This window comes from Ferroacidibacillus organovorans, assembly GCF_001516615.1.
Classification (GTDB): Bacteria; Bacillota; Bacilli; order Alicyclobacillales; family SLC66; genus Ferroacidibacillus; species Ferroacidibacillus ferrooxidans_B.
The window spans coordinates 259,161-278,830 of sequence record NZ_LPVJ01000009.1 but is presented as its reverse complement, the minus strand read 5'-3'; the positions used below and the strand labels follow the sequence as shown (position 1 = coordinate 278,830).

Genomic DNA, 19,670 nt, shown 5'->3' with positions numbered 1-19,670 from the left:
GAGGGGTGGTCTCAACCCATGGACAACAAGATTTCGGACCACGAAAGCTCTACTTTAGAGAATCGCTTTGGCCTGCTCGACTTGCAACGCTTTGTGGAGCGTGTCATGTCGCAAGCGATATTAAAAGCAGAATCAATCCTACCGACGCTCTCCAAGTGGCAACTTCTTCTTGGAGCGATCATTTTGTCTAGGACAACCCTTACGCGCGGCGCGCGGGATCGCGTGCTTGCCTCCATGATCCTCATGTATCACGGGTTGGCCCTTCACGAAAAGATTGATGATACAACGACGCGACAAGACAAAAAAGGTCAATTGACTGTGCTTGGCGGCGATTATTTAAGCAGTCTGTTTTATAAACTGCTCGCCGAGGCTAATCGAATTGACATGATTCATCGTTTTTCTGATGCTGTCTCAAAAATCAATGTCGCCAAAGCGTCTCTCTACTCCGCGTTGAATGAGGGATCGCTTACGGATGATCAGTACATTTCTGATGTAAAAACCATGCATGGTGCCTTGTTGCGCGCTTTGTGCAATGCGTTTGAACTCGACCGCTCCATGGAAGAGTTCGTCGAAGCGGCGATTTCAGCAACGGTTTACAAAGCGGAGCTATTTGATGAGCGAGATATAGAGCCGCTCTCGCTTGCCCATGTTTATCTCGAACAGCGTGCCACAGAAGAGGAATTGAAAAACATTGACCGCATGGTTCTCGGTCAAATGACCAAAGATAAGCGCATCACGCTTCTTCACGCAAAATACGATACTTTTACAAGAATTATGCAAAATTTCAGAGATTCCATGACGGCTCTTCAACATGCTGCAAATGATGTATTGGGAAGGGAAGACTGGGATCAGATCGAACTTGTTCTTGACGCACGCATCGCTTCAATCCCCGCATCTGCAGCGGAGCAGAGTTAATCAAAGACATTGGAACTCGAAAATCTTAACATAAGGGGTTTTCGTGCGATGGCGGACACATCAAAGGCAGAATTTGTTCACGATGTATTTGCAACGATTGCAAGACAATATGATGTCATGAATTCTGTCTTAAGCTTCAATCAGCATAAGCTGTGGCGTAAATTCGCCATGAAAAAAATGCAGATAAAAAAAGGCGAACATTGTTTGGATGTCGCGACGGGTACTGGAGACTGGGCGATTTCGATGGCGGATGCCGTTGGACCCACAGGAAAAGTCGTGGGGATTGATTTTTGTCAAGAAATGCTCGATATTGCACTGCCAAAAATACACCAACGCGGGTTGTCTAATGTGACAACATTGATGCTTGGGAATGCCATGGCTCTGCCATTTTCGTCTGATGAGTTTAATTATGCTACAATCGGTTTTGCGCTTAGAAACGTCCCCGACCTGGACCAGGTGTTGCGTGAAATGTGTCGTGTTGTAAAACCAGGTGGACTTGTCGTCTCTCTAGAACTCTCAAAGCCGTCAAATCGTATTTTTCGTACGGTCTATTATGCGTATTTCAATCACGTTTTACCGTTTTTGGGACGAACGGTGGTTGGCAATGACCAACCTTATCGCTGGTTGCCGGAGAGCTTAAAACCATTTCCCGACCGTTTTGCTCTGGCTAAGCGATTTGCGGATGCGGGACTCGAACGCGTGGAGCACTATGCGCTTTTGGGCGGGATTTGTGCACTGCATATCGGATATAAGCCGAAAATATCTGCATGAGGCAGGTCGGGTAGAGAGCAAGGCAGGTGTCCAGGTGAACCAAAGCAGCAATGTAGCTCAACTGTACCAACATCTTGAAGGCGATCTCACGCGTGTCGAAGATCGCTTGAAAGAGGCACTCAAATGTGAAAATAAAGAACTTCAGGATGCGGCGATGCATCTCCTTTCGGCCGGCGGCAAACGCTTGCGTCCTGTGTTTGTCTTACTGGCAGGCACATTTGGCGACTATGATTTTGATCGATTGTCAAAGGTGGCCGTTGGTCTCGAACTCATTCACATGGCGTCGCTTGTTCATGACGATGTGATTGACGACGCATCGACGCGCCGGGGAACGCCAACGGTAAAATCTCTCTATGGCAACCGCATGTCGATGTATACGGGGGATTTTATATTTGCACAATCACTTCAAGTTCTCACATCCATTCAGGATCATAGGTTTCATGCCATTCTCTCCAGTGCGATCCATCGCATGACCCTGGGAGAGATCGAACAGATTAAAGATCTCTATAATCTGGATCAGACTGTGCGCCATTATTTGCATCGCATACGTAGAAAAACAGCCTTTCTAATTGAGATGTCCTGTGTTCTTGGAGCCCATGCGACAAACGCGATTCCGGCGCATTGTAACGCGCTTAGACGCTTTGGTTATTTTGCTGGAATGGCATTTCAAATTACAGACGATCTGCTGGATCTGACCTCAACGAAGGAACGTCTTGGGAAGCCTGTCGGCAGTGATTTGCGACAAGGGAATGTGACGCTTCCTGTCCTTTTGGCGCTTCGCGAAAAAGAGACAGGTGCTGAACTGCGCAATCTCATAACACCGGACATGAGCGAACAAGCAGTAGAACATGCCGTCCACTTGATCAAGTCATCAAGCGGCCTGTCAAACGCACAGAAACTTGCCGATCGCTATCTCGTCAAAGCGAGTGAATCACTCGCCATGTTGCCGCCAACATCTGCGCGCTTGTCGCTTGCAGCGCTTGCTACCTATATCGGAAAGCGCGAGCATTAACACACTTTGTGCGTCAAAACACAAATCAGCAAAGGCACTTTTGATCATTATCTTGCACATAAACTTGCATTGAGACGTGCCACACTGGTACGATGCACGTTGGAATCCAGTTTGAGAAAAGAGGGAATCACATGGAGCGCAGTTTTATCATGGTAAAGCCGGATGGAGTACAGCGCGGTTTGGTTGGGGATATCATAAATCGCTTCGAAAAGAAGGGATTTACTCTCGTAGGCGCAAAACTTATGCAGGTTTCAAAAGAGCGCGCAGAAAAACACTACGAAGAACATAAAGAACGTCCATTTTTCGGGGAACTTGTTTCGTTTATTACGTCTTCCCCGGTGTTTGCCATGGTTTGGGAAGGTGAGCATGTCATCTCAACTGCACGCGCGATGATGGGCAAAACCAATCCAATCGATGCGGCCCCTGGCACCATCCGCGGAGACTACGCCGTGAGTGTCGGAATGAATATCATTCACGGCAGTGACTCAGAAGAGAGTGCCGCGCGTGAGATTGCACTTTGGTTCTCAAACGAAGAATTGACCTCGCTGGACAAAACGATCAGCCGCTGGATTTAAAGGCATTTTCCTCGAGAAATGTGGGGGTGAGCCGAGTGGGTGATTACGATTCGTTTGTCGCAAAATTTTACACGGCAACGGGTATTGACCTAACCCAATACCGCCAGTCACAAATGGAGCGTCGTCTGACGACACTCAGGGATCGGCGCGGGTATACAAACTTTACCCACTATCTTGAGGCAGCCTTGCATGATGCCGATTTGATGGCTGAACTGATGGATCGACTCACGATCAACGTCTCTTCGTTTTACCGAAATCCTGAGCGATGGCAGTCATTTGGTGCGCTGATCGCAAAAAACAGGGAGCAAAATGGCGTCCTGCGCGCTTGGAGCGCGGCTTGCAGTACCGGGCAGGAACCCTACACGATGGCGATGGTTTTCAGTGAGTTCATGACGCTTTCACAAATGGAGATTTTGGCTACGGACATTGATCCACACGCACTGCGCGTAGGACAATTGGGAATTTATCACAGTGATGATTTGCTAACCATCCCCGCTCCTATGCGGGGACGGTTTATTCACACACTTGATCCGTCACAAGGGCGTTTTAGCGACGATGTCCGCGCCAGGATATCTTTTAAACTTCACAATTTACTGAGCGATGATTTTCCAAATCACTTGGATGTAGTCGTTTGCCGCAATGTCTTTATTTATTTTACCGACGATGCAAAGGAAAAATTGTATTACAAATTCTCCGAATCGCTGCGACCAGGCGGCATTCTGTTTGTAGGAAGTACAGAACAGATCTTTCACTCAGAAACGTATGGTTTGACACAGATAGCGCCCTTTTTTTATACAAAGATTGGGTAGCATAGATCGTACGCAAAATATCAGTCACCGCTTTGCAAAATGTGACGGATTGCGCTATAATTTTTGTGTCATGCGGATGTAGTTCAATTGGTAGAGCGTCAGCTTCCCAAGCTGAAAGTTGCGGGTTCGAGTCCCGTCATCCGCTTCAAGATGCCAAACCAAAATGAAATGTTTGGGTGTGGTGATAAAAAAAGACTTCGGGGAATCGCCCGAAGCTTTTTTATCATTTACGCTATTTTAGTTAGATTGCTTTATGAAGCACGTAAGACTAAGGAGATGAGCGACGTCGACGCGCAACCAACCGATCAACTTGGCCGGATTGAACTCGTCAAAAGCACTGATGAGCGCTTGCGCTGCGCATGGTGCACGAATGATCCGCTCTATCTAAGGTATCACGATGAAGAGTGGGGCGTACCCCACTATGATGACATACTGTTGTTTGAAATGCTCGTACTTGAGATGATGCAAGCAGGACTCAGTTTTTTGACAGTCCTCAAAAAACGCGAGCGATTTCGTGAGGTGTTTGAAGGTTTTGACCCGGAACGTATCGCAATGTTCACAGGCGACAAAGTTGAACAATTGATGAGTGACGAAGGCATCATACGCAATCGCAAAAAAATCCTTGCAACGATTGAAAACGCGAAGCTCTATCGCGAGATTCAGCAGTCCATGGGCGGTTTCTCAAACTATCTCTGGTCGTTTACAGGAGCACGCGTCATTTCGCGCCGAGCAGACCAGGAAGGAATGGTGCCTTCCCGCACGGAGTTGTCGGATCGCCTGAGTCAAGATCTCAAAAAAAGAGGATTTACCTTTGTGGGCAGCACCATTTGTTACGCCTACCTACAGGCCACAGGCGTTGTCATGGATCACACTGCGCACTGCTTTCGCGCGTGTGAATTAGGATCAATTTCATCTGCGCAATGAGTGGGGCATGGCCTGTAGGCGAATGCGCGGCTCAATTTGGCCGATGACATCATTGCATGAATTTTTCAATTCTGTACGCCTATAGCGGTCAAGGTTTGCAGGGAGGTTTTCTAGACAACCGATTTGTGACAGTACCGATAACACGACGGAAGGTATGCTCTCCTTAGTTCCATCCGCAACCTTTATGGCTATTCCCAAACCCTTGGGGCGATGCATAAGCGCAAAAATTCCCTTGGCACCTTCTTTCCCAATGATATCGCCGTCAAAAGCGCGTATCAGGCGAGTCGTGAATGAATCTTCTTCCGTAACCATTTCTGGATGAAGACAATACGCATCAAGCATACGCTGGATGGCAGAGGCGCGTCTTTCCTGGAACATTGAGGCACGTGTCATACGCGCAAACCCGCAGGCGATTCTTTCAAGCGGGAGTGCGTATGTCGGTATGCCACACCCGTCATTGCCAACTTGAATCCTCGCCTCAGATGTTGCGGTTACTTCACGTATAGCATCTAAGACTCGTTTTTGCACTGGATGACGAATGTCTTCATACCCGCGTGTGGATTCTTTACAATAGACTGCCGTCGCGAGCATCCCAGCGTGAACCCCAGAACACTCATTGCAGATTCCAGTCATCGGTTCACCACCTCTGACCATCTCGTCACGCGCTTTTCCACTGTAGGGTGATACAGACCCACAAATGAGATCCGGAACTTCACATCCAATGCGAGTCAGTATGGAGCGAACCCCTTCTTGATGAGAGGGAAGACCACTGTGTGAAGATGCACATAAAGCGAGTTCTCGATCAGTCATATGAAAATAATCTGCCGCTCCCGTTTCAAGAAGTGGCAGCGCCTGTATGATCTTTAACGCTGAGCGGCCATAGACTTGCACGGAAGGAATTCCACAAGAATACAACAACTGACCTTCTGCATTGCAGACAGCGACATGCCCATAGTGGATATTTTCAATGACATCTCCACGAAACTCGACAGAGAGCAGTGAAGGACGAAATGGATGATCAAGTGAAATGGTCATAACGCATAGAGTTCCCAGATAGGAACATGAATACACAAAATCAAGGTGGGCAAAGGCATACATTTTCTCCAATTAGGCGGTTTGGCATTCAAAGTAATGCTGTTTTGCGTATGATAGGTGGAAGGGAGAGACAAAGGACATGCATGGAAATTTCCCCTTGTTTACCTTCCTCCAAGGAACGCATGAAAGCATCGATCTCATTACTGCCGCACTTTTATTGGCAGGACAACTCACACCCTCAGGGCTTTTTGTCGTGCCGGCAGGGATGAATCTATCTTTGTCAGGGCCTGTGCTTGGGGGTGTCTTAAATGAAGGCGTAACCCCTGTTGCTCACGCGACACTGCGGGCCATCGAGGTACTCTCGGCTGTTCTGCTCATTGGTGGAGCACTGACGACAGTCGGAGTCTACGTCACGGCACAACGAGCATCCATCGTTTTGGGTGGGCCCATTCTTGAAACGCCAAAAACAAGAACAAACATTCCTGGCGTCCCGCAAAAGACACTGTACGCTTATCAGCAATTGATTTTGAAACGATTCGGTGAATCATGGCGCATTACCAAATATCGAAATCCGAAAACGAGGTCAAAGCGATGAAACAGAGTGCAAATTCAACCCAACCAAAAAGTGAAGGTGTCACAGCGTCTATAGGCACGTTTGGATTGGCGTTTTTTCTCGCAGTCTTTTTTTACTTTTTCACACGACCTGGGACGTTGTCAAAACCAGATAGCGAGCGCATGCCATAGCCGGAGTTTGACAAGCGCGATTGTTTTAATTCGAATCTTCTCTATATGCGTAAAATGAGTTGCGATGGTGTATATAACGTGTTACGCTTAGTCATGAAGGATCGTTGTATTGCGTCACGTTTCTAACGTCTCGATTGGAGAGCGGGTGGAATCGATGAGTACGCTTGGCACGGTTCAAGACTATTGGGTAGTTGCTGTTGCAGCAGTATCCGTTTTCTCAGTTTTTCTCGGATTTTTCCGCGTTATCCATAAGGATTATGGCAACTAACCAAAAAGCGAAGGGTTCCCAATACTGCGAGGAACCCTTTTTATTTAGAAATTTTTTCTCTCTCGAATCAAATAGAGTGGGCGATCGCGCACTTCGTCATAAATGCGACCGATGTATTCTCCAAGCACACCAAGCATGAAGAGTTGGATACCTCCCAAAAAGAGAACGACGACCATCAGCGACGTCCATCCCTGGATCGTGAGTGTCGTGAAAATTTTTAAATAGAGTAACACCAGAATAAACAAAAAGCCGATCCCGGAAGAGGCCATTCCCAATTTGCTCGCCCATTGTAGTGGACGAAAAGAAAACGATGTGATTCCGTCCAAAGAGAATTTCAGCATCTTTCGCAGAGGATATTTCGACTCTCCAGCAAACCGCTCAGCACGTTCATAGGGCACTCCAATTTGGCGAAACCCGACCCACGAAACCAGACCGCGAATGAACCGATGCTTCTCTTTAATCGTGCGCAGGCTCTCGACTACAGACCGATCCATCAAGCGAAAGTCCCCGGTGTCAACCGGTATTTCAATCTCTGTCATTTTTCGCAGCATTCGATAAAAGAGCTTTGCTGTCAAACGCTTGAACCATGTTTCTCCTTCGCGACGCATGCGAACAGCATAAACGACGTCATATCCTTCTCTCCACTTCTCGAGAAAATCCGCGATCAATTCCGGGGGATCTTGAAGGTCCGCGTCGATCAGGATAACCACATCGCCGACAGCGTGATCAATTCCCGCAGTTACTGCGATCTGATGGCCAAAATTCCGAGAAAAATCGAGCACCTTGACGTTTGGAATCTCCCCAGCAAGACGCTCAAGGATGCGATAGGTATTATCGCGCGATCCGTCGTTGACAAAGAGCAGCTCGTAGGGAAAATGAAGTTGGTCCATGACACGGATCAGTCTGGAACAAGTCTCTTCAATAACCAACTCTTCATTATAAGCGGGGATGACCACAGAAACATAGGGTATCGCAGTCTTTCGTTCAATTTCACGCTTTACGTTTTCAAAGCGCTCTTCAATCGCCACCTGTGCTTCCTCCTTGAATGAAATTCAGCTCATCTAAAGCAAGCATCTCAGGCAATCCATGATCCAGAGTAGTAGAGACCACTTAACCGCAACAAAGTGATGGCAAAGACCAAAAGAAGCGGAATGGCCACTACAAACCGCGGAAATCGCTCCGCGAGAAGGATGAATCCAGGAAAGAGCATCAATAAATAGCGAGGGAGGCTGACGAGATAGTCAGGGATGTTTATTGATGGTTCTGTACTTGCGATCCAAGTCAGAATGAATAGATATAAAATCCAATCTCCCTGCGCGCGATGGGTACGGTAAGACCAGATTGACAGCGCGATAAAAACGATGGACAACAGCGCTGAAAGCAACTCGAACAATAGATAATAGGACGCAAGGATGGGGTGCAATCCGGTAATGTATTGTCGCAAAGTATTCGCGTAGGTGTCCCAAAGGGGCATATATTGTCGGTGCCAGTGTTTTTCTGCCGTTAAAAATGCGAGATAGTGTCCGTAGTGTTTATGGAGCCAAAACGCATACGCCCCCAAAAAAAGAATGGGAAGCGTCAGAGATATGACTCTATAGTCGAGCTTCTTCCACCACGCGCGCGTATAAAACCTCAGATCCATTCCACGCCAAGTCAGATACTGCCAAAACACCAAAAGCAGCAGTAACGCACCTGTATTTCGCGTGAGCGTTGCAAGCGCTGTTAAGAAACTCGCGAGAAAAAAGTTGCGTCGATACGCATTTTCAACCGCCGCGAGACTGAGCGCCATGAACAGTGCTTCGCTGTAGGGAGCGTCAAAATAGTAAGCCGTCGGAAAGAATGCAAAAAATAACATGGAAAGAATAGCCACCCGCGTCGAAAAGAGGCGATTCGCGATTCTGCCAAGGTAATACATTGCGACAACAAACGAAATGCTCGAAACGATCACCCCACTCACCGTGTCAGGGAGTGTCGTGGCATCGTGAAAAAAGCGAATGATCACAGGATAAAACGGGAAGAAGGCAAGCTGTGTAAAATGGACATAGCCGTGACGCGCAATGGCGAGAAACCAACCGGCGTCCCAGTGGATAAGACCTTGAATGAGTAGCCACTTTAACGTCTTGACATGATGGATCACTGAAAAAAAGTATCCGCCAAGTGTCACCCAAATGCGCTGAATGATCGCGATTCCGACGGCGCCACCAAAAAAACCTGCATAGATGCGATTCTCGTGGTCATCATACCGCGCAGTAAACACAAACTGGCGATTGGCCAAATAGCCAATCAGTGTCATCGGGATCACGTTTACAATTTGCGCGAGATAGGCCGAACGAGTCAGAACACGCAAAATCTCATGCAGCGACCATTCACTCATGAGAAGCAGGACAACGTTCACCGTGAGAAATCGAAGAACCTGCGCCGCGCCGCGCGCATCCTGGTTGAATGTAAAGCGAGCGTTGAGAAAATAGCTTGTCCCCATCCCAGCGCAGTAACTGAGGGCAAGTGCGATCGTCGGCGTGGCGTGAAGCGCGATCAACAAGAAATAAAGAAGCAGTGATACCCCTGTGTTCACGAATCCGACCGCAGTGTACATAAGAAAGTTCCGAACGGTTTGTAACACGAGTCTCACCTCCTCACATCACGCAATAGCGTGGGTTTATGTTCACTTCGGCGACGTCTGTATCCTGGCTTTGAAGTGGATCCCAGTCCACGGTATCGTACCGCAAACCCGCGTAATTCTCTAGTATCGCCAGAAGCAATATCGTTTGAAACGATAGGAGTTCGCATTACGTTCACGATCACCCAAGACTCACGGGACGTTTCCGAGATTTCAGTTTGTTTTGTGTTGTCCAAATCCATTGATCGCCATGCTATACTATTCTTACATCAGGCAAAGGGAGGCGTACGAATGCAGTTAGAAGGCACAAAGGAATTTCCGACCAATCCTCAAGATACGTATTCTCTCATGACTGATCCAGACGTGCTGGTGACCGCAATGCCTGGCCTTAAATCGCTGAAAAAAACGTCAGACTACCACTATGAAGCGCAAATCGAAGTTGGTGTTGCGGGTATCAAAGGTCAATATCAGGGCGTACTTGAGATGAGAGATGTACAGCCTGGTTCGTGCTACACACTTGTCATCAATGGGCAAGGGCCAACCGGATTTATGGAAGCGAGCGTCCACGTTCGTTTCGAAGAAAACACTGGAGAAAAGCCTGGCTGCACCATGCATTATAGTGGAAATGCGCACGTGGGCGGAACGGTTGCGGGTGTAGGGCAAAGGATGCTCTCAGGCGTCGCCAAGCTGTTGATCAACCAATTCTTCAAATCACTTGTGACACAAGCGACGGCCATCGCTGCACAGTGAACGTGACCATGAAAGATTCACTTGCTTCCTTTGGCTATCTCGCGAGCGACTCCCTCGCACGGGCCGTAGAACTCTCACTCGCACTAAGTCGTCCACTCCTGCTTGAAGGCCCGGCCGGAGTCGGAAAAACCGCGCTCGCAGGCGCTATTGCATCAGCCCTCGGACGCGATCTCATCCGCCTTCAATGTTATGAAGGGATCGACGCACACCAAGCACTCTATGATTGGAATTATCATCTGCAGTGGGTTGATTTAACAAAAGGTGAAAGTGAGAATGTCTTTTCATCGCGTTATTTAATCGAGCGACCTTTGCTAAAGGCGCTCACGGCAGAGCGCGGCGCTGTTTTATTGCTCGATGAAATTGACCGCGCAGACGAGTCCTTTGAGGCGATGCTACTTGAGTATCTGGGCGAAGGGCAGATTACAATTCCTGAGTATAAAACCGTCCAGCCCATTGTCTCGCCCGTCATTCTTCTCACATCAAACCGCACGCGCCCACTATCAGACGCACTGCGCAGACGCATTTTTTATCATCACATGGATTACCCGACACGTGAAGACGAGGCGCGCATCGTGCGCACACATGTCCCTGGCGCAGAAGATGAACGGGTTGATTTTGTCGTGACGCGACTGCGCGTATTTCGAAACTATCCACTCATCAAGCTGCCGGGCACGGCGGAAGCGATCGATTGGACAAGAGCGCTCACAGAGCTTCACGCAAAAAAACCGTGGGACGAGTCACAGATTATCAGCTCACTTGGTTGTGTGTTAAAAGACGAATACGACTGGAATTATGTTCTTGCCCGCATGCCTGAGTGGCTTTGCGATTTGTGAGAAGACGCAAAGACGGAGGCGGCGCCTTCAACACACCAGGAAGACGCACACAGCAATGCGACATTGCAAAGAAACGTGGAGTCTCGGCTACGCGAGCGAATGGGAATGGAGTCATCCGATCGTCCAGCAGATCTGAAAGATGCCAATCCGTTTCTTCCGCTTCTTTCCTTTCGTCTCGGCACACGCGCTGATTCACGCGGGATGCACCTTGGAATTCCACGTCTTGACCTAGAAAAAATGGCCAGGCATGTCGCAAAACGCGGACGATACACCATGCCATTTCAGCGCAATCGCCAGAGGCGTTCGCCGACAAAGATGGTCATCTTGTGGGATGTTTCAGGCTCCATGATGGACGATGCGGATCGTTATCTCTCGTGGATTGCCTCACTCGTCGCCGCTCGTCGCCACGTGGGTGTCTTTCTCTTTTCCACGCGCCTCGTCGATGCAACACGAGAATTCAAGCTTCCCTACGCAAAAATGCGCGAGCGATTGGTGCAACTCACAGCGCTTTGGTCTGGAGGAACCCTGCTTGGCGCAGCGTTTGAAGCTTGGCTTTTACAGCACGCCACATCGTGGCTTCGCGCTGACACCACCGTGTTCATTCTGAGTGACGGCTGGGATGTCGGACCGCCCGAACAGGTGGAAAGCTCGCTTCGCACCATGTTTGCCGTCAGCCGACGCATCTACTGGCTGCACCCTTACCTGAACACAGAAGGTTTTTCCCCCGAGACGAGATCCCTAAAAAAGGCGCTGCCATTTTTACGCCGACTGCTTCCTTGCGACTCGCAAGAAGCGCTCATCCATCTGGCGCGCGAGATTGTCACCTAACGATGGGTTGTGAGAGGAGCACGATTTTGTGAAACCAGCACCGTTTACATACGTTCGCGCCACAACGGTTGAAGAAGCTGCGAACGCTCTGTCTGAGCACAAGGACGCAAAGGTATTGGCGGGTGGGCAGAGTTTAATTCCACTCATGAACTACCGTCTCAGTAAACCTTCCGTCTTAATTGACCTTCGTCAAATTCAGGCGTTTTCATCAGTCTCTTTAAGCGGCGACATCCTCACCATTGGAGCCGGAATCACGCACCAAAACCTCCACGATCACCCCCTTGTGAGGGCGCATGTGCCAGTCCTTGCCGCGTGCGCCGGAGAAGTCGGGCATTGGGCCATCCGCAATCGCGGGACGCTTGGCGGTTCACTCGCGCACGCCGACCCGGCAGCCGAACTGCCAGCCGCCATGGTGGCCTTTGACGCGTACTTTGATGTGACGAGCGTACGAGGCGAACGCACCATCGCCGCACGCGACTTTTATCTCGGGCTTTTTACGACGGATCTTGCAGAGGATGAGATTCTGACGCGCGTTCATTTTTCAGTCAGCACAGCGAGTCGCATCCAATTTGCCGAAATCACCCGCCGTCCCGGTGATTTTGCGCTTGCAGGCGCATTTGTCCGCGCTGAAGATGAACGTGCAGAAATCACTTGGTTTGGCGTTGCCGATATGCCTTACCACTTGTCACTTGCGGCACTGCCTGTCGAGAATCAAGCGCGGCAGGCGCTTTTTTCAACACTCGCAAACGAACTAGAACCGCTTGATCAACCAGAGTACCGCAGAAAGTTGGCAGCCGTTGTCGCCGAGCGCGCGTATTTGAAGGGAAGGGAGGCACAAGCGTGAAAACTGTTCAAGAGACACAATCGATCACACTTACGGTCAATGGCCAGGCGCACACCCTCGATGTTGAATCGCGTTTTTTGCTCTCGGACGCCTTCGTCATCAACTCGGACTGACCGGTACACACGTCGGTTGTGAGCACGGCGTTTGCGGAGCGTGCACCGTGCTTGTCGACGGCAGGCCAGAGCGCAGTTGTCTCATCTTTGCCGTTTCGGCAGAAGGGTCTTCAATTGAAACGATCGAGGGATTGTCTGCAAACGGAATGACCCGATTGCAGCGCGCTTTTCAAGAACATCACGCACTTCAATGCGGTTTTTGCACACCCGCATTTCTGCTCACAGCGACCGCTTTTTTAAAAACATCAAAAAACCCGACTGAACAAGAGATCCGCGAAGCGATTTCAGGCAATATCTGCCGCTGCACAGGCTATCAGTTTATCGTAGACGCGATCCTTGATGCTGCAAAGGAGGGAGACGCGTGAGCGACATGCTCAGTCACATTCCCGCAAACGCACTGAAGCCACACTACACAGGAGCGCGCGTCACGCGCAAAGAAGACGCACGCCTGATGACTGGCACCAGTCGCTATCTCGATGATATTGACCTTCCAGGAATGTATGAAATCGCCTTTGTTCGCTCCCAGCGAAGCTCCGCGCGCATTCGCGCCATTCACCTTGACGAGGCAAAAGCAGCCCCTGGCGTAAAACGGATTCTGACGGCAAGCGAATGTCCCTGCTATTTTGGCAGTGAAGAGGATGTGGCCAATGGAGTTGAGCAACCGGCACTCGCACGCGAAGTGGTACGCTATGTCGGCGAACCGATCGTCGCAATCATTGCAGAGAGCCGCTACGCGGCAGAAGACGCGGCAGAGCGCGTGATAATCGATTATGAACCACTGCAACCTGTTCTTGCGATGCGCGAGTCTCTGCTCGATCAGCCGCGCCGTGTGCACGAGAAAACAACAAACCGCATGTTTCACAGCGAATACGAGACCGCTGGTTTTGAAGAGGCCTTTCAAACAGCGCCTTATCATCTTGTCGAAGTGTTTCAAACACACCGCCAGACAGGGGTTCCGCTTGAAACGCGTGGGCTTGCCGCAGCACTTGACCCAGGGTCAGGCAGACTGACCCTCTATGCGACCCACCAGTCCCCGCACGGATTTCGCAGCGACATGGCGGTTGCGCTTGGCATTGAAGAAAATGAGCTGCGCGTCATCGTACCTGAGGTAGGGGGGGCGTTTGGCATTAAAGCGCATGCGTACCCTGAGTATTTGGTCGTCGCGTATACCGCCTTAACCTATAAACTTCCTGTCAAATGGATCAGTGATCGCACCGAGTGTCTCCTGACAGATGTCCACGCGCGCGATGACATCCACGAGGTCGAGGTCGCCTTTGCAGAAGACGGACGCATCCTTGCACTTCGCGACCATCTGCGCGCAGACGCCGGTGCGTATTCCGCGTTTCCGTTTTGCGGCGCCATCGGGGAAACCGTGCTCGCGGCGCGCGTCTTGACAGGCCCTTATACAATCCCACATCTGGCGACGACCATCGACTGCACCTACTCAAACAAGACGCCCCTTGGCGCCTATCGCGGGGTGTGGGGACCCATTGCCTCTTTCGTTCAGGAGGGCATCATCGATCGCGTGGCGCGTGCGCGAAACCTAGATCCAGCAGAAGTGCGCCGCGTCAATCTGATTTCTGATGAACATTTTCCATACACCAACGCTGCCGGACAGGTGTATGATCGAGGATCGTATCGCGCATCCCTTGAGAAGGCGCTGGAGATGCTTGACTACGAAAACCTGCGCGCGCAGCAGCGTGAACTGCGGGCGCAGGGCAAATACATCGGCATCGGCATCTCCGCATTTGTCGAGCCGACCGCGATGGCGCAGTCGGAGGCAGGGTCTGTTCCATATGAGTCCGCGACCCTTCGCATTGAGCCGAATGGCTCCGTTACGGCGGCGTTTGGGCTTGGTCCTTCGGGGCAGGGGCATGAAACCACCATGGCGCAACTGATTGCCGATGAGCTTGGCGTGGATTTTAAAGATATTGTCGTTTTGCACGGAGACACAGACAGCGCGCCTTTTGGCGGAGGGACAGGCGGCAGCCGGTCGGGGCCGATTGGAGGCGGAGCGGCGCTCAAAGCCGGGCGGGCGATGAGAGAGAAGTTGCAGACGCTCGCATCCCACTTGCTTGAGGCGGCGAAAGACGACATTCAGTTAGAAGGTGGAAAAGCATTCGTGGCCGGGGTTCCGTCGCGCAATTATTCGATTCGCGAACTCGCCCAGGTGGCGTACACGGATGTCGGACGACTGCCTGAGGATTTCCCGGTCGGACTTGAGGTGATTGCGCGCTATCAGCCGAAGCGTTCTGTCACATTTTCAAACGGAACCCATATCGCCGTCGTTGAAGTGGATATTGAGACGGGCATCGTCAAGGTTCTCGATTATGTCGTTGTCAATGATTGCGGGCGGCTGATCAATCCGCTGATCGTGGAAGGACAGATTCAAGGTGGCGTCGCACAGGGGCTTGGAAGCGCGTATCTAGAAGAACTGCGCTATGATGACCAAGGGCAGGTCACAACGACGACGCTCGCCGACTATCTTCTCCCTGTCTCGACGGAAGTGCCGCGCATGCGCATCGCTCATATCGAAACACTGTCCAGCGGCGAAGGCGGAATAAAAGGCATGGGGGAAGGTTCCCTTATCGCGTCACCTGCCGCGTTTGCAAACGCAGTGAGCGATGCGCTCGAGCCGTTTGGGTTTATGGTTTCTTCGCTGCCTGTCACCCCAGATCAGATTTTGGCGGCCATCGACCATGCAATGGACGCAACAGGGCTTTCATCGCGCCAAGGGGAGTGAGGGATCGACAGGCAAAACTTGCGGTTGATTCAGTGAGGAGGCGCGTCATGTCAGACACCGAGATAAATTGGCGCTTGCAAGATGTACATGACGCGCTCTTGCGCGCGAAAGACGCATATGCGATCATGCAACAAAGTGACTTCGAAGATGCGAGTGAAAACGCCGATTATTTTCAGATGACGTTTTACGAGTTGGTCGACGCGTTGCGCGCTTGGTATGAAGCATCCGCGCACAGCCAAGTCAAGCACCAGTCCGCGCTTCGCATCACTGAAATCGCCAATGTGTTAAATCAGTTGCCGGATCCGTTAAAACTCCCATTTGAAACGGAAATGGAACTTATGGTGGAGGGCTACACACGCAATGCGGATTCTACGCAACAATAACCCCCGTCGCAGGCTCACACACGCTGTACGCCTAGGTGGATTTCTCCTTGGCGCATGGTTCGCGCTCATCCCAGCGGTAGCGAGTCATACCGTTCACGCCACGGTGCACAAGCGCGATTCGAGTGAACCTGCGATGCGCGTGATGATCGTCGGCTCTTCCGTTGCGGATGGATGGAAAGACAGCGGTGGGGGGTATTTATGGCGGACCTTCGATCGCTTGCATCACACCTTCGCCTTGCCCATTGACTGGATCAATCGCGCAGTGCCGGGTGCACCTGCGACAAGCCTTCAACCGCAATATACAGGCTGGCTTGACAGTGCGCACCCACAGATCGTCGTGTTGGCCTGGGGAGGACTTGACGATGCGCATGCCGGAACCCCGGTTCCGCTTTTTGCGTCGCTGATCCGTCAACAAATTGCCGACGCGCTGCGCCACGGTTCGGCGGTATTCATGGTGACGACGCCCATTTCACGCGCGTCATATACGCAGTATCCCGTTCTCCAGCAGGCGTATATGACCGCTGAAGTAAATGTCGCAAGATCGTTTATCAGTCCGCGCGTTTTTGTCTTTAACGTTTTTGATCAAATGAAACGTTACCTGGCGCTCCACCACCTGACGTACGTGCCGTTCATGGCAGACGGATGGCACCCAAACACGGCAGGCCATAAACTTGCCGCATCGATTCTGTTGCGCGATATTTTTCACAATCACCGTTTGCGTGCGCTTTTTTCCCAGTGGGATGGCTCCCTTGCACCACTTGACACCAATGTTTCTCAGGGGAATCCGTCCGCGCCGCCTACGAATCCTGTGGGGTCATAAGAAATGCGCACGGTCATCATCGTTGAAGGAAAAAAAGACCGCAAGCGCATCCTTCCGCTTCTTCGCGACGACATTGATGTGCTTTGCACGTATGGTATTCCGACCCATCAGCGCGTGATGGAAATCCGCGCCCGCGTGATTGATGACGAACTCTTTGTGTTTACTGATTCAGATGATGTCGGAAAACGCATTCGCGGCATGCTCGCCGATGAATTCCCGGACGCCATCCATCTTCACACAAAGAGAGAGTATGACGGTGTCGAGCACACGCCAACGGAGTTTCTCCTTCAACTCTTTGAAAAGCATGAGATCGCGAAGTCATAAAAAAACGTCAGCCTTCAAGCGTTTTGCTTTGCGGCATGAGGACAACCAACGCTTGCGTAGAGTAAGTCGTACGCAGCCGCAGGAAGGTGGTCCAGCATGCAGCAGCCGACAAGGCGCAAGGCGCGCCGCAAAGCGTTACAGCGCGCCAAAAAGCGTTTGCCAAACCGCAGTAAAAAAGGTGGGGCAGAAGTCAGGCAGGATCGTCAAGAGGATTTGAAACCTGTGATCTCCTTTCTCGCCCGACCATTTCATCCGGTACGAGACAGCGAGCGCGTAGGGCGTTATCACGTTGAGTTGATGAATGTGCAAAAAAAACTGTGGTCTGAATTGACCCAGGGAAGCGCCCAAGACGCCCGCCAGGGTAACAACAGCCGCAGTTCACCGGCGCAAGAGGGGCAGATGTGGGCGCGACAGCTTGCGCAAATGACGGGGCGCGGCGAAGCGCACGTGCTGATGATCGATACGCCAGATCAACAAACGGTGGGTTACGCATTTGTGGCTGAATCGCCCGATCCGCTTACCAATGAGAGAATGGGCGTTGTCGGAGAGCTTTTTGTCGAAGAGCCTTGGCGTAAAAAAGGTGTCGGCAGTCACGCGTTGCGCGCTGCCGAGCGCTGGCTTTTCTCGCGCGGGATTCGCGCGGTACAGATCTTTGTCACGCGCACCAACGTGCCCGCCGTCGACTTGTACCATAAAAATGGGTATACGACATATGATTACCGTATGGTAAAACAGCTCAACGCGCAGGTGGCAGATGCACAGCATCCACGCTAGATGATTCCTTCTCCGTGCGCGGCGCGCAAGACGGCCGAGACTGGCACAGAGATGATCAAATCATTTGCCGGATGGTCAAAACCAACAAGGCGTGATGTTCCAAACGTCTTGTCAATTGCGAGCTCGTCTTGCTTTGTATTGGTGTAGACACCATATGCCGAACCCTCCCGCGCAATCGCTCCGAGCAACAGAGATGTTGGGATCGGAATATGATCGATGCTGCCATGAACGGAACGCAGGACAAACTGGCCGTTTACGACATTTGGTAGACCATAGATGTCAACCGAAAGGGTAAGCAAAAGACTGGCGATGGGATGGACATTCACGTGCACATGAACGTCTTTTCCCCGCATGTCCATCTGGAGTTGCGGAGTTGAGCGCCACGCCAGAAACCGCTCAAGCGGAAAATACAGTTCGACGCGATTCGTGCTGCTGACAGGTGGAGTGTTCACTGGAACCGCAGCCTGTTGACCCGCCGTCTCAAGATAGCGAGCAAATAACACGACACAAAGTGCAAGCGTGCCAAGCGTTGCCGCCACGCCGAGAATGACCCCTCTTACAAACCCGCGCATGCGCGGAGCGTCATGGGACTGATTCACGTATTCTCCTCCGATACAGTCGGACAGTGATACCATCAATATATACGGAATGGAACGAGACATGCCTTGATTACGCGATGAAACTGTTTGAACACACCGTCTTGGAAAACGAGGCAGGCCGCATGGTGCAATCCTTTCTTGCAGGCCTGCACCTGCGCAAGCGTGCGCGGCGTGAAATTCTCTCAGGTGGTGGAATCACGCGAAACGGACTCCCTGTTTATCTCACGTCACGCGTGGAGGCAGGCGATCACATTGAAGTCCACGCGCGCGAGTCCACGTTTTGGATGCCGCCAGAACCTGGGGAAATCCGCGTGCTTTTTGAGGATGAACACCTGTTGGTCATTGACAAAGCGGCAGGTCAATTGGTGCATCCGTCTCCCGGCGAGCGCACAGGAAGTGTCATGGGATATGTCGTATACCATTTGCGGCGAGAAGCGTGCGTCCATCCACGCTTGGTTCACCGCCTGGACCGCGAGACGTCTGGCACACTTCTTCTCTCGAAGCATCGCGTCGCGCATGATGCACTTGTCCGCGCGCTTCGCGCAGGGGAGATCAAGCGAACCTATCAGGCATTGAGCCACGGTCTGCTGCCAAAGAATTTCACCATCGATGTCGCGGTGAAAGAGGAGCGTGACACCCTGCGGCGAACGGTTGGAATTGAGGGGAAATCGGCAGTCACGCACGGCGTGACACTGAAGACTTCTTCAGACAAAGCCCTGTCTCACCTTTCAATTAAATTAGAAACGGGGCGCACCCATCAAATTCGCGCGCATCTCTCCTATTTGGGTCATCCCATTCTTGGCGATATACTGTATGGTAAAGAAGAGGATCGTGAACGCTTCAATCTGAAGCGACACGCTCTGCACGCGAGTGAACTGCGCTTTTACCACCCGATTGATGCGCGAGAGGTTTGCGTATTCGCACCATTTCCGGACGAGCTTCAAACTGTCATGATGAACCATTTGCAGTGAAACGAGGACAAGGAGGTG

22 protein-coding genes and 1 tRNA gene are annotated in these 19,670 nt (G+C 51.2%); 19 read left to right on the top strand and 4 right to left on the bottom strand.

Features of this window, described 5'->3' with window-relative positions:
- Window positions 1–18: 18 nt before the first annotated feature.
- The 7 genes from ATW55_RS04405 (at window position 19) to ATW55_RS04375 (ending at window position 5,006) form a co-directional block, all read left to right on the top strand.
- Window positions 19–915 carry a heptaprenyl diphosphate synthase component 1 gene (locus ATW55_RS04405; RefSeq protein WP_067712942.1) on the top strand — a complete coding sequence of 299 codons (897 nt, stop codon included), beginning with the start codon at window positions 19–21 and terminating at the stop codon, window positions 913–915.
- 48 nt (window positions 916–963) lie between these two features.
- The gene (locus ATW55_RS04400) at window positions 964–1,686 is read left to right on the top strand and encodes a demethylmenaquinone methyltransferase (RefSeq protein ID WP_067712939.1); all 723 of its coding nucleotides are present in this window, start codon (window positions 964–966) and stop codon (window positions 1,684–1,686) included.
- 34 nt (window positions 1,687–1,720) lie between these two features.
- Complete coding sequence (locus ATW55_RS04395; RefSeq protein ID WP_235586988.1) at window positions 1,721–2,698, top strand: polyprenyl synthetase family protein; 978 nt, start codon at window positions 1,721–1,723, stop codon at window positions 2,696–2,698.
- 131 nt (window positions 2,699–2,829) lie between these two features.
- Window positions 2,830–3,273 (top strand): nucleoside-diphosphate kinase, encoded by a 444-nt coding sequence (gene ndk / locus ATW55_RS04390; protein WP_067712936.1) that lies wholly within the window; start codon window positions 2,830–2,832, stop codon window positions 3,271–3,273.
- Between the two features lie 35 nt (window positions 3,274–3,308).
- Complete coding sequence (locus ATW55_RS04385; protein WP_067712932.1) at window positions 3,309–4,082, top strand: CheR family methyltransferase; 774 nt, start codon at window positions 3,309–3,311, stop codon at window positions 4,080–4,082.
- A gap of 72 nt (window positions 4,083–4,154) precedes the next feature.
- Window positions 4,155–4,227: transfer RNA gene (locus ATW55_RS04380), tRNA-Gly, on the top strand.
- 131 nt (window positions 4,228–4,358) lie between these two features.
- Window positions 4,359–5,006: a DNA-3-methyladenine glycosylase I gene (locus ATW55_RS04375; RefSeq protein WP_160327163.1), complete on the top strand. Its 648-nt coding sequence runs from the start codon at window positions 4,359–4,361 to the stop codon at window positions 5,004–5,006.
- Here ATW55_RS04375 and ATW55_RS04370 read toward each other — a convergent pair.
- Complete coding sequence (locus ATW55_RS04370) at window positions 4,992–6,041, bottom strand: asparaginase (RefSeq protein WP_067712927.1); 1,050 nt, start codon at window positions 6,039–6,041, stop codon at window positions 4,992–4,994. The two genes, ATW55_RS04375 and ATW55_RS04370, sit on opposite strands and share 15 nt — an antisense overlap.
- Before the next feature lie 139 nt (window positions 6,042–6,180).
- On the opposite strand from ATW55_RS04370, the gene ATW55_RS04365 reads away from it, so the two are divergent.
- Window positions 6,181–6,636 (top strand): hypothetical protein, encoded by a 456-nt coding sequence (locus ATW55_RS04365; protein WP_067712924.1) that lies wholly within the window; start codon window positions 6,181–6,183, stop codon window positions 6,634–6,636.
- Between the two features lie 461 nt (window positions 6,637–7,097).
- Here ATW55_RS04365 and ATW55_RS04360 read toward each other — a convergent pair whose 3' ends face one another.
- Together ATW55_RS04360 and ATW55_RS04355 are read right to left on the bottom strand one after the other, a co-directional pair.
- Window positions 7,098–8,024 carry a glycosyltransferase family 2 protein gene (locus tag ATW55_RS04360; protein WP_423742949.1) on the bottom strand — a complete coding sequence of 309 codons (927 nt, stop codon included), beginning with the start codon at window positions 8,022–8,024 and terminating at the stop codon, window positions 7,098–7,100.
- Between the two features lie 104 nt (window positions 8,025–8,128).
- The gene (locus ATW55_RS04355; RefSeq protein WP_067712921.1) at window positions 8,129–9,673 is read right to left on the bottom strand and encodes a GtrA family protein; all 1,545 of its coding nucleotides are present in this window, start codon (window positions 9,671–9,673) and stop codon (window positions 8,129–8,131) included.
- Window positions 9,674–9,961: 288 nt separating this feature from the next.
- Between ATW55_RS04355 and ATW55_RS04350 the strand changes: the two genes are divergently transcribed.
- From ATW55_RS04350 to ATW55_RS04305, 10 genes are all read left to right on the top strand, one after another.
- The gene (locus ATW55_RS04350) at window positions 9,962–10,420 is read left to right on the top strand and encodes a CoxG family protein (protein WP_067712918.1); all 459 of its coding nucleotides are present in this window, start codon (window positions 9,962–9,964) and stop codon (window positions 10,418–10,420) included.
- An 8-nt stretch (window positions 10,421–10,428) separates the two neighbouring features.
- Window positions 10,429–11,253: an AAA family ATPase gene (locus ATW55_RS04345; RefSeq protein ID WP_067712914.1), complete on the top strand. Its 825-nt coding sequence runs from the start codon at window positions 10,429–10,431 to the stop codon at window positions 11,251–11,253.
- A 105-nt stretch (window positions 11,254–11,358) separates the two neighbouring features.
- A complete protein-coding gene (locus ATW55_RS04340; RefSeq protein WP_067712910.1) occupies window positions 11,359–12,081 on the top strand; it encodes a VWA domain-containing protein in 723 nt (240 codons plus the stop codon).
- Between the two features lie 28 nt (window positions 12,082–12,109).
- Window positions 12,110–12,925: an FAD binding domain-containing protein gene (locus ATW55_RS04335; protein ID WP_067712907.1), complete on the top strand. Its 816-nt coding sequence runs from the start codon at window positions 12,110–12,112 to the stop codon at window positions 12,923–12,925.
- A gap of 160 nt (window positions 12,926–13,085) precedes the next feature.
- Entirely contained in the window at window positions 13,086–13,403 is a 318-nt protein-coding gene (locus ATW55_RS04330; RefSeq protein WP_336433210.1) for a (2Fe-2S)-binding protein, read from the top strand.
- A 5-nt stretch (window positions 13,404–13,408) separates the two neighbouring features.
- Window positions 13,409–15,781 carry a xanthine dehydrogenase family protein molybdopterin-binding subunit gene (locus ATW55_RS04325; RefSeq protein WP_067713125.1) on the top strand — a complete coding sequence of 791 codons (2,373 nt, stop codon included), beginning with the start codon at window positions 13,409–13,411 and terminating at the stop codon, window positions 15,779–15,781.
- Between the two features lie 47 nt (window positions 15,782–15,828).
- Window positions 15,829–16,164: a hypothetical protein gene (locus ATW55_RS04320; protein WP_067712904.1), complete on the top strand. Its 336-nt coding sequence runs from the start codon at window positions 15,829–15,831 to the stop codon at window positions 16,162–16,164.
- Window positions 16,142–16,984 (top strand): SGNH/GDSL hydrolase family protein, encoded by an 843-nt coding sequence (locus ATW55_RS04315; protein ID WP_067712899.1) that lies wholly within the window; start codon window positions 16,142–16,144, stop codon window positions 16,982–16,984. Before ATW55_RS04320 ends, ATW55_RS04315 begins: the two co-directional genes overlap by 23 nt.
- Before the next feature lie 3 nt (window positions 16,985–16,987).
- Window positions 16,988–17,308, top strand: a complete 321-nt coding sequence (locus ATW55_RS04310; protein WP_067712895.1) for a hypothetical protein — start codon at window positions 16,988–16,990, stop codon at window positions 17,306–17,308.
- Window positions 17,309–17,404: 96 nt separating this feature from the next.
- Window positions 17,405–18,082, top strand: a complete 678-nt coding sequence (locus ATW55_RS04305) for a GNAT family N-acetyltransferase (protein WP_067712892.1) — start codon at window positions 17,405–17,407, stop codon at window positions 18,080–18,082.
- On the opposite strand, the gene ATW55_RS04300 is transcribed toward ATW55_RS04305, so the two are convergent.
- On the bottom strand, window positions 18,079–18,681 hold the full coding sequence (locus ATW55_RS04300; protein ID WP_067712889.1) for a hypothetical protein: 603 nt from the start codon (window positions 18,679–18,681) through the stop codon (window positions 18,079–18,081). The genes ATW55_RS04305 and ATW55_RS04300 overlap by 4 nt on opposite strands.
- Before the next feature lie 77 nt (window positions 18,682–18,758).
- Between ATW55_RS04300 and ATW55_RS04295 the strand changes: the two genes are divergently transcribed.
- A complete protein-coding gene (locus tag ATW55_RS04295; RefSeq protein ID WP_067712884.1) occupies window positions 18,759–19,652 on the top strand; it encodes an RluA family pseudouridine synthase in 894 nt (297 codons plus the stop codon).
- Window positions 19,653–19,670 lie beyond the last annotated feature (18 nt).

What these genes read in the sequence shown, in the direction of transcription:
- ATW55_RS04400 (WP_067712939.1), top strand. Translation starts at nt 964, where the DNA reads ATGGCGGACACATCAAAGGCAGAATTTGTTCACGATGTATTTGCAACG.
- ndk (WP_067712936.1), top strand. Translation starts at nt 2,830, where the DNA reads ATGGAGCGCAGTTTTATCATGGTAAAGCCGGATGGAGTACAGCGCGGT.
- ATW55_RS04375 (WP_160327163.1), top strand. Translation starts at nt 4,359, where the DNA reads ATGAGCGACGTCGACGCGCAACCAACCGATCAACTTGGCCGGATTGAA.
- ATW55_RS04310 (WP_067712895.1), top strand. Translation starts at nt 16,988, where the DNA reads ATGCGCACGGTCATCATCGTTGAAGGAAAAAAAGACCGCAAGCGCATC.
- ATW55_RS04365 (WP_067712924.1), top strand. Translation starts at nt 6,181, where the DNA reads ATGCATGGAAATTTCCCCTTGTTTACCTTCCTCCAAGGAACGCATGAA.
- ATW55_RS04295 (WP_067712884.1), top strand. Translation starts at nt 18,759, where the DNA reads ATGAAACTGTTTGAACACACCGTCTTGGAAAACGAGGCAGGCCGCATG.
- ATW55_RS04405 (WP_067712942.1), top strand. Translation starts at nt 19, where the DNA reads ATGGACAACAAGATTTCGGACCACGAAAGCTCTACTTTAGAGAATCGC.
- ATW55_RS04325 (WP_067713125.1), top strand. Translation starts at nt 13,409, where the DNA reads ATGCTCAGTCACATTCCCGCAAACGCACTGAAGCCACACTACACAGGA.
- ATW55_RS04305 (WP_067712892.1), top strand. Translation starts at nt 17,405, where the DNA reads ATGCAGCAGCCGACAAGGCGCAAGGCGCGCCGCAAAGCGTTACAGCGC.
- ATW55_RS04320 (WP_067712904.1), top strand. Translation starts at nt 15,829, where the DNA reads ATGTCAGACACCGAGATAAATTGGCGCTTGCAAGATGTACATGACGCG.
- ATW55_RS04345 (WP_067712914.1), top strand. Translation starts at nt 10,429, where the DNA reads ATGAAAGATTCACTTGCTTCCTTTGGCTATCTCGCGAGCGACTCCCTC.
- ATW55_RS04315 (WP_067712899.1), top strand. Translation starts at nt 16,142, where the DNA reads ATGCGGATTCTACGCAACAATAACCCCCGTCGCAGGCTCACACACGCT.
- ATW55_RS04350 (WP_067712918.1), top strand. Translation starts at nt 9,962, where the DNA reads ATGCAGTTAGAAGGCACAAAGGAATTTCCGACCAATCCTCAAGATACG.
- ATW55_RS04370 (WP_067712927.1), bottom strand. Translation starts at nt 6,041, where the DNA reads ATGACCATTTCACTTGATCATCCATTTCGTCCTTCACTGCTCTCTGTC.
- ATW55_RS04340 (WP_067712910.1), top strand. Translation starts at nt 11,359, where the DNA reads ATGGAGTCATCCGATCGTCCAGCAGATCTGAAAGATGCCAATCCGTTT.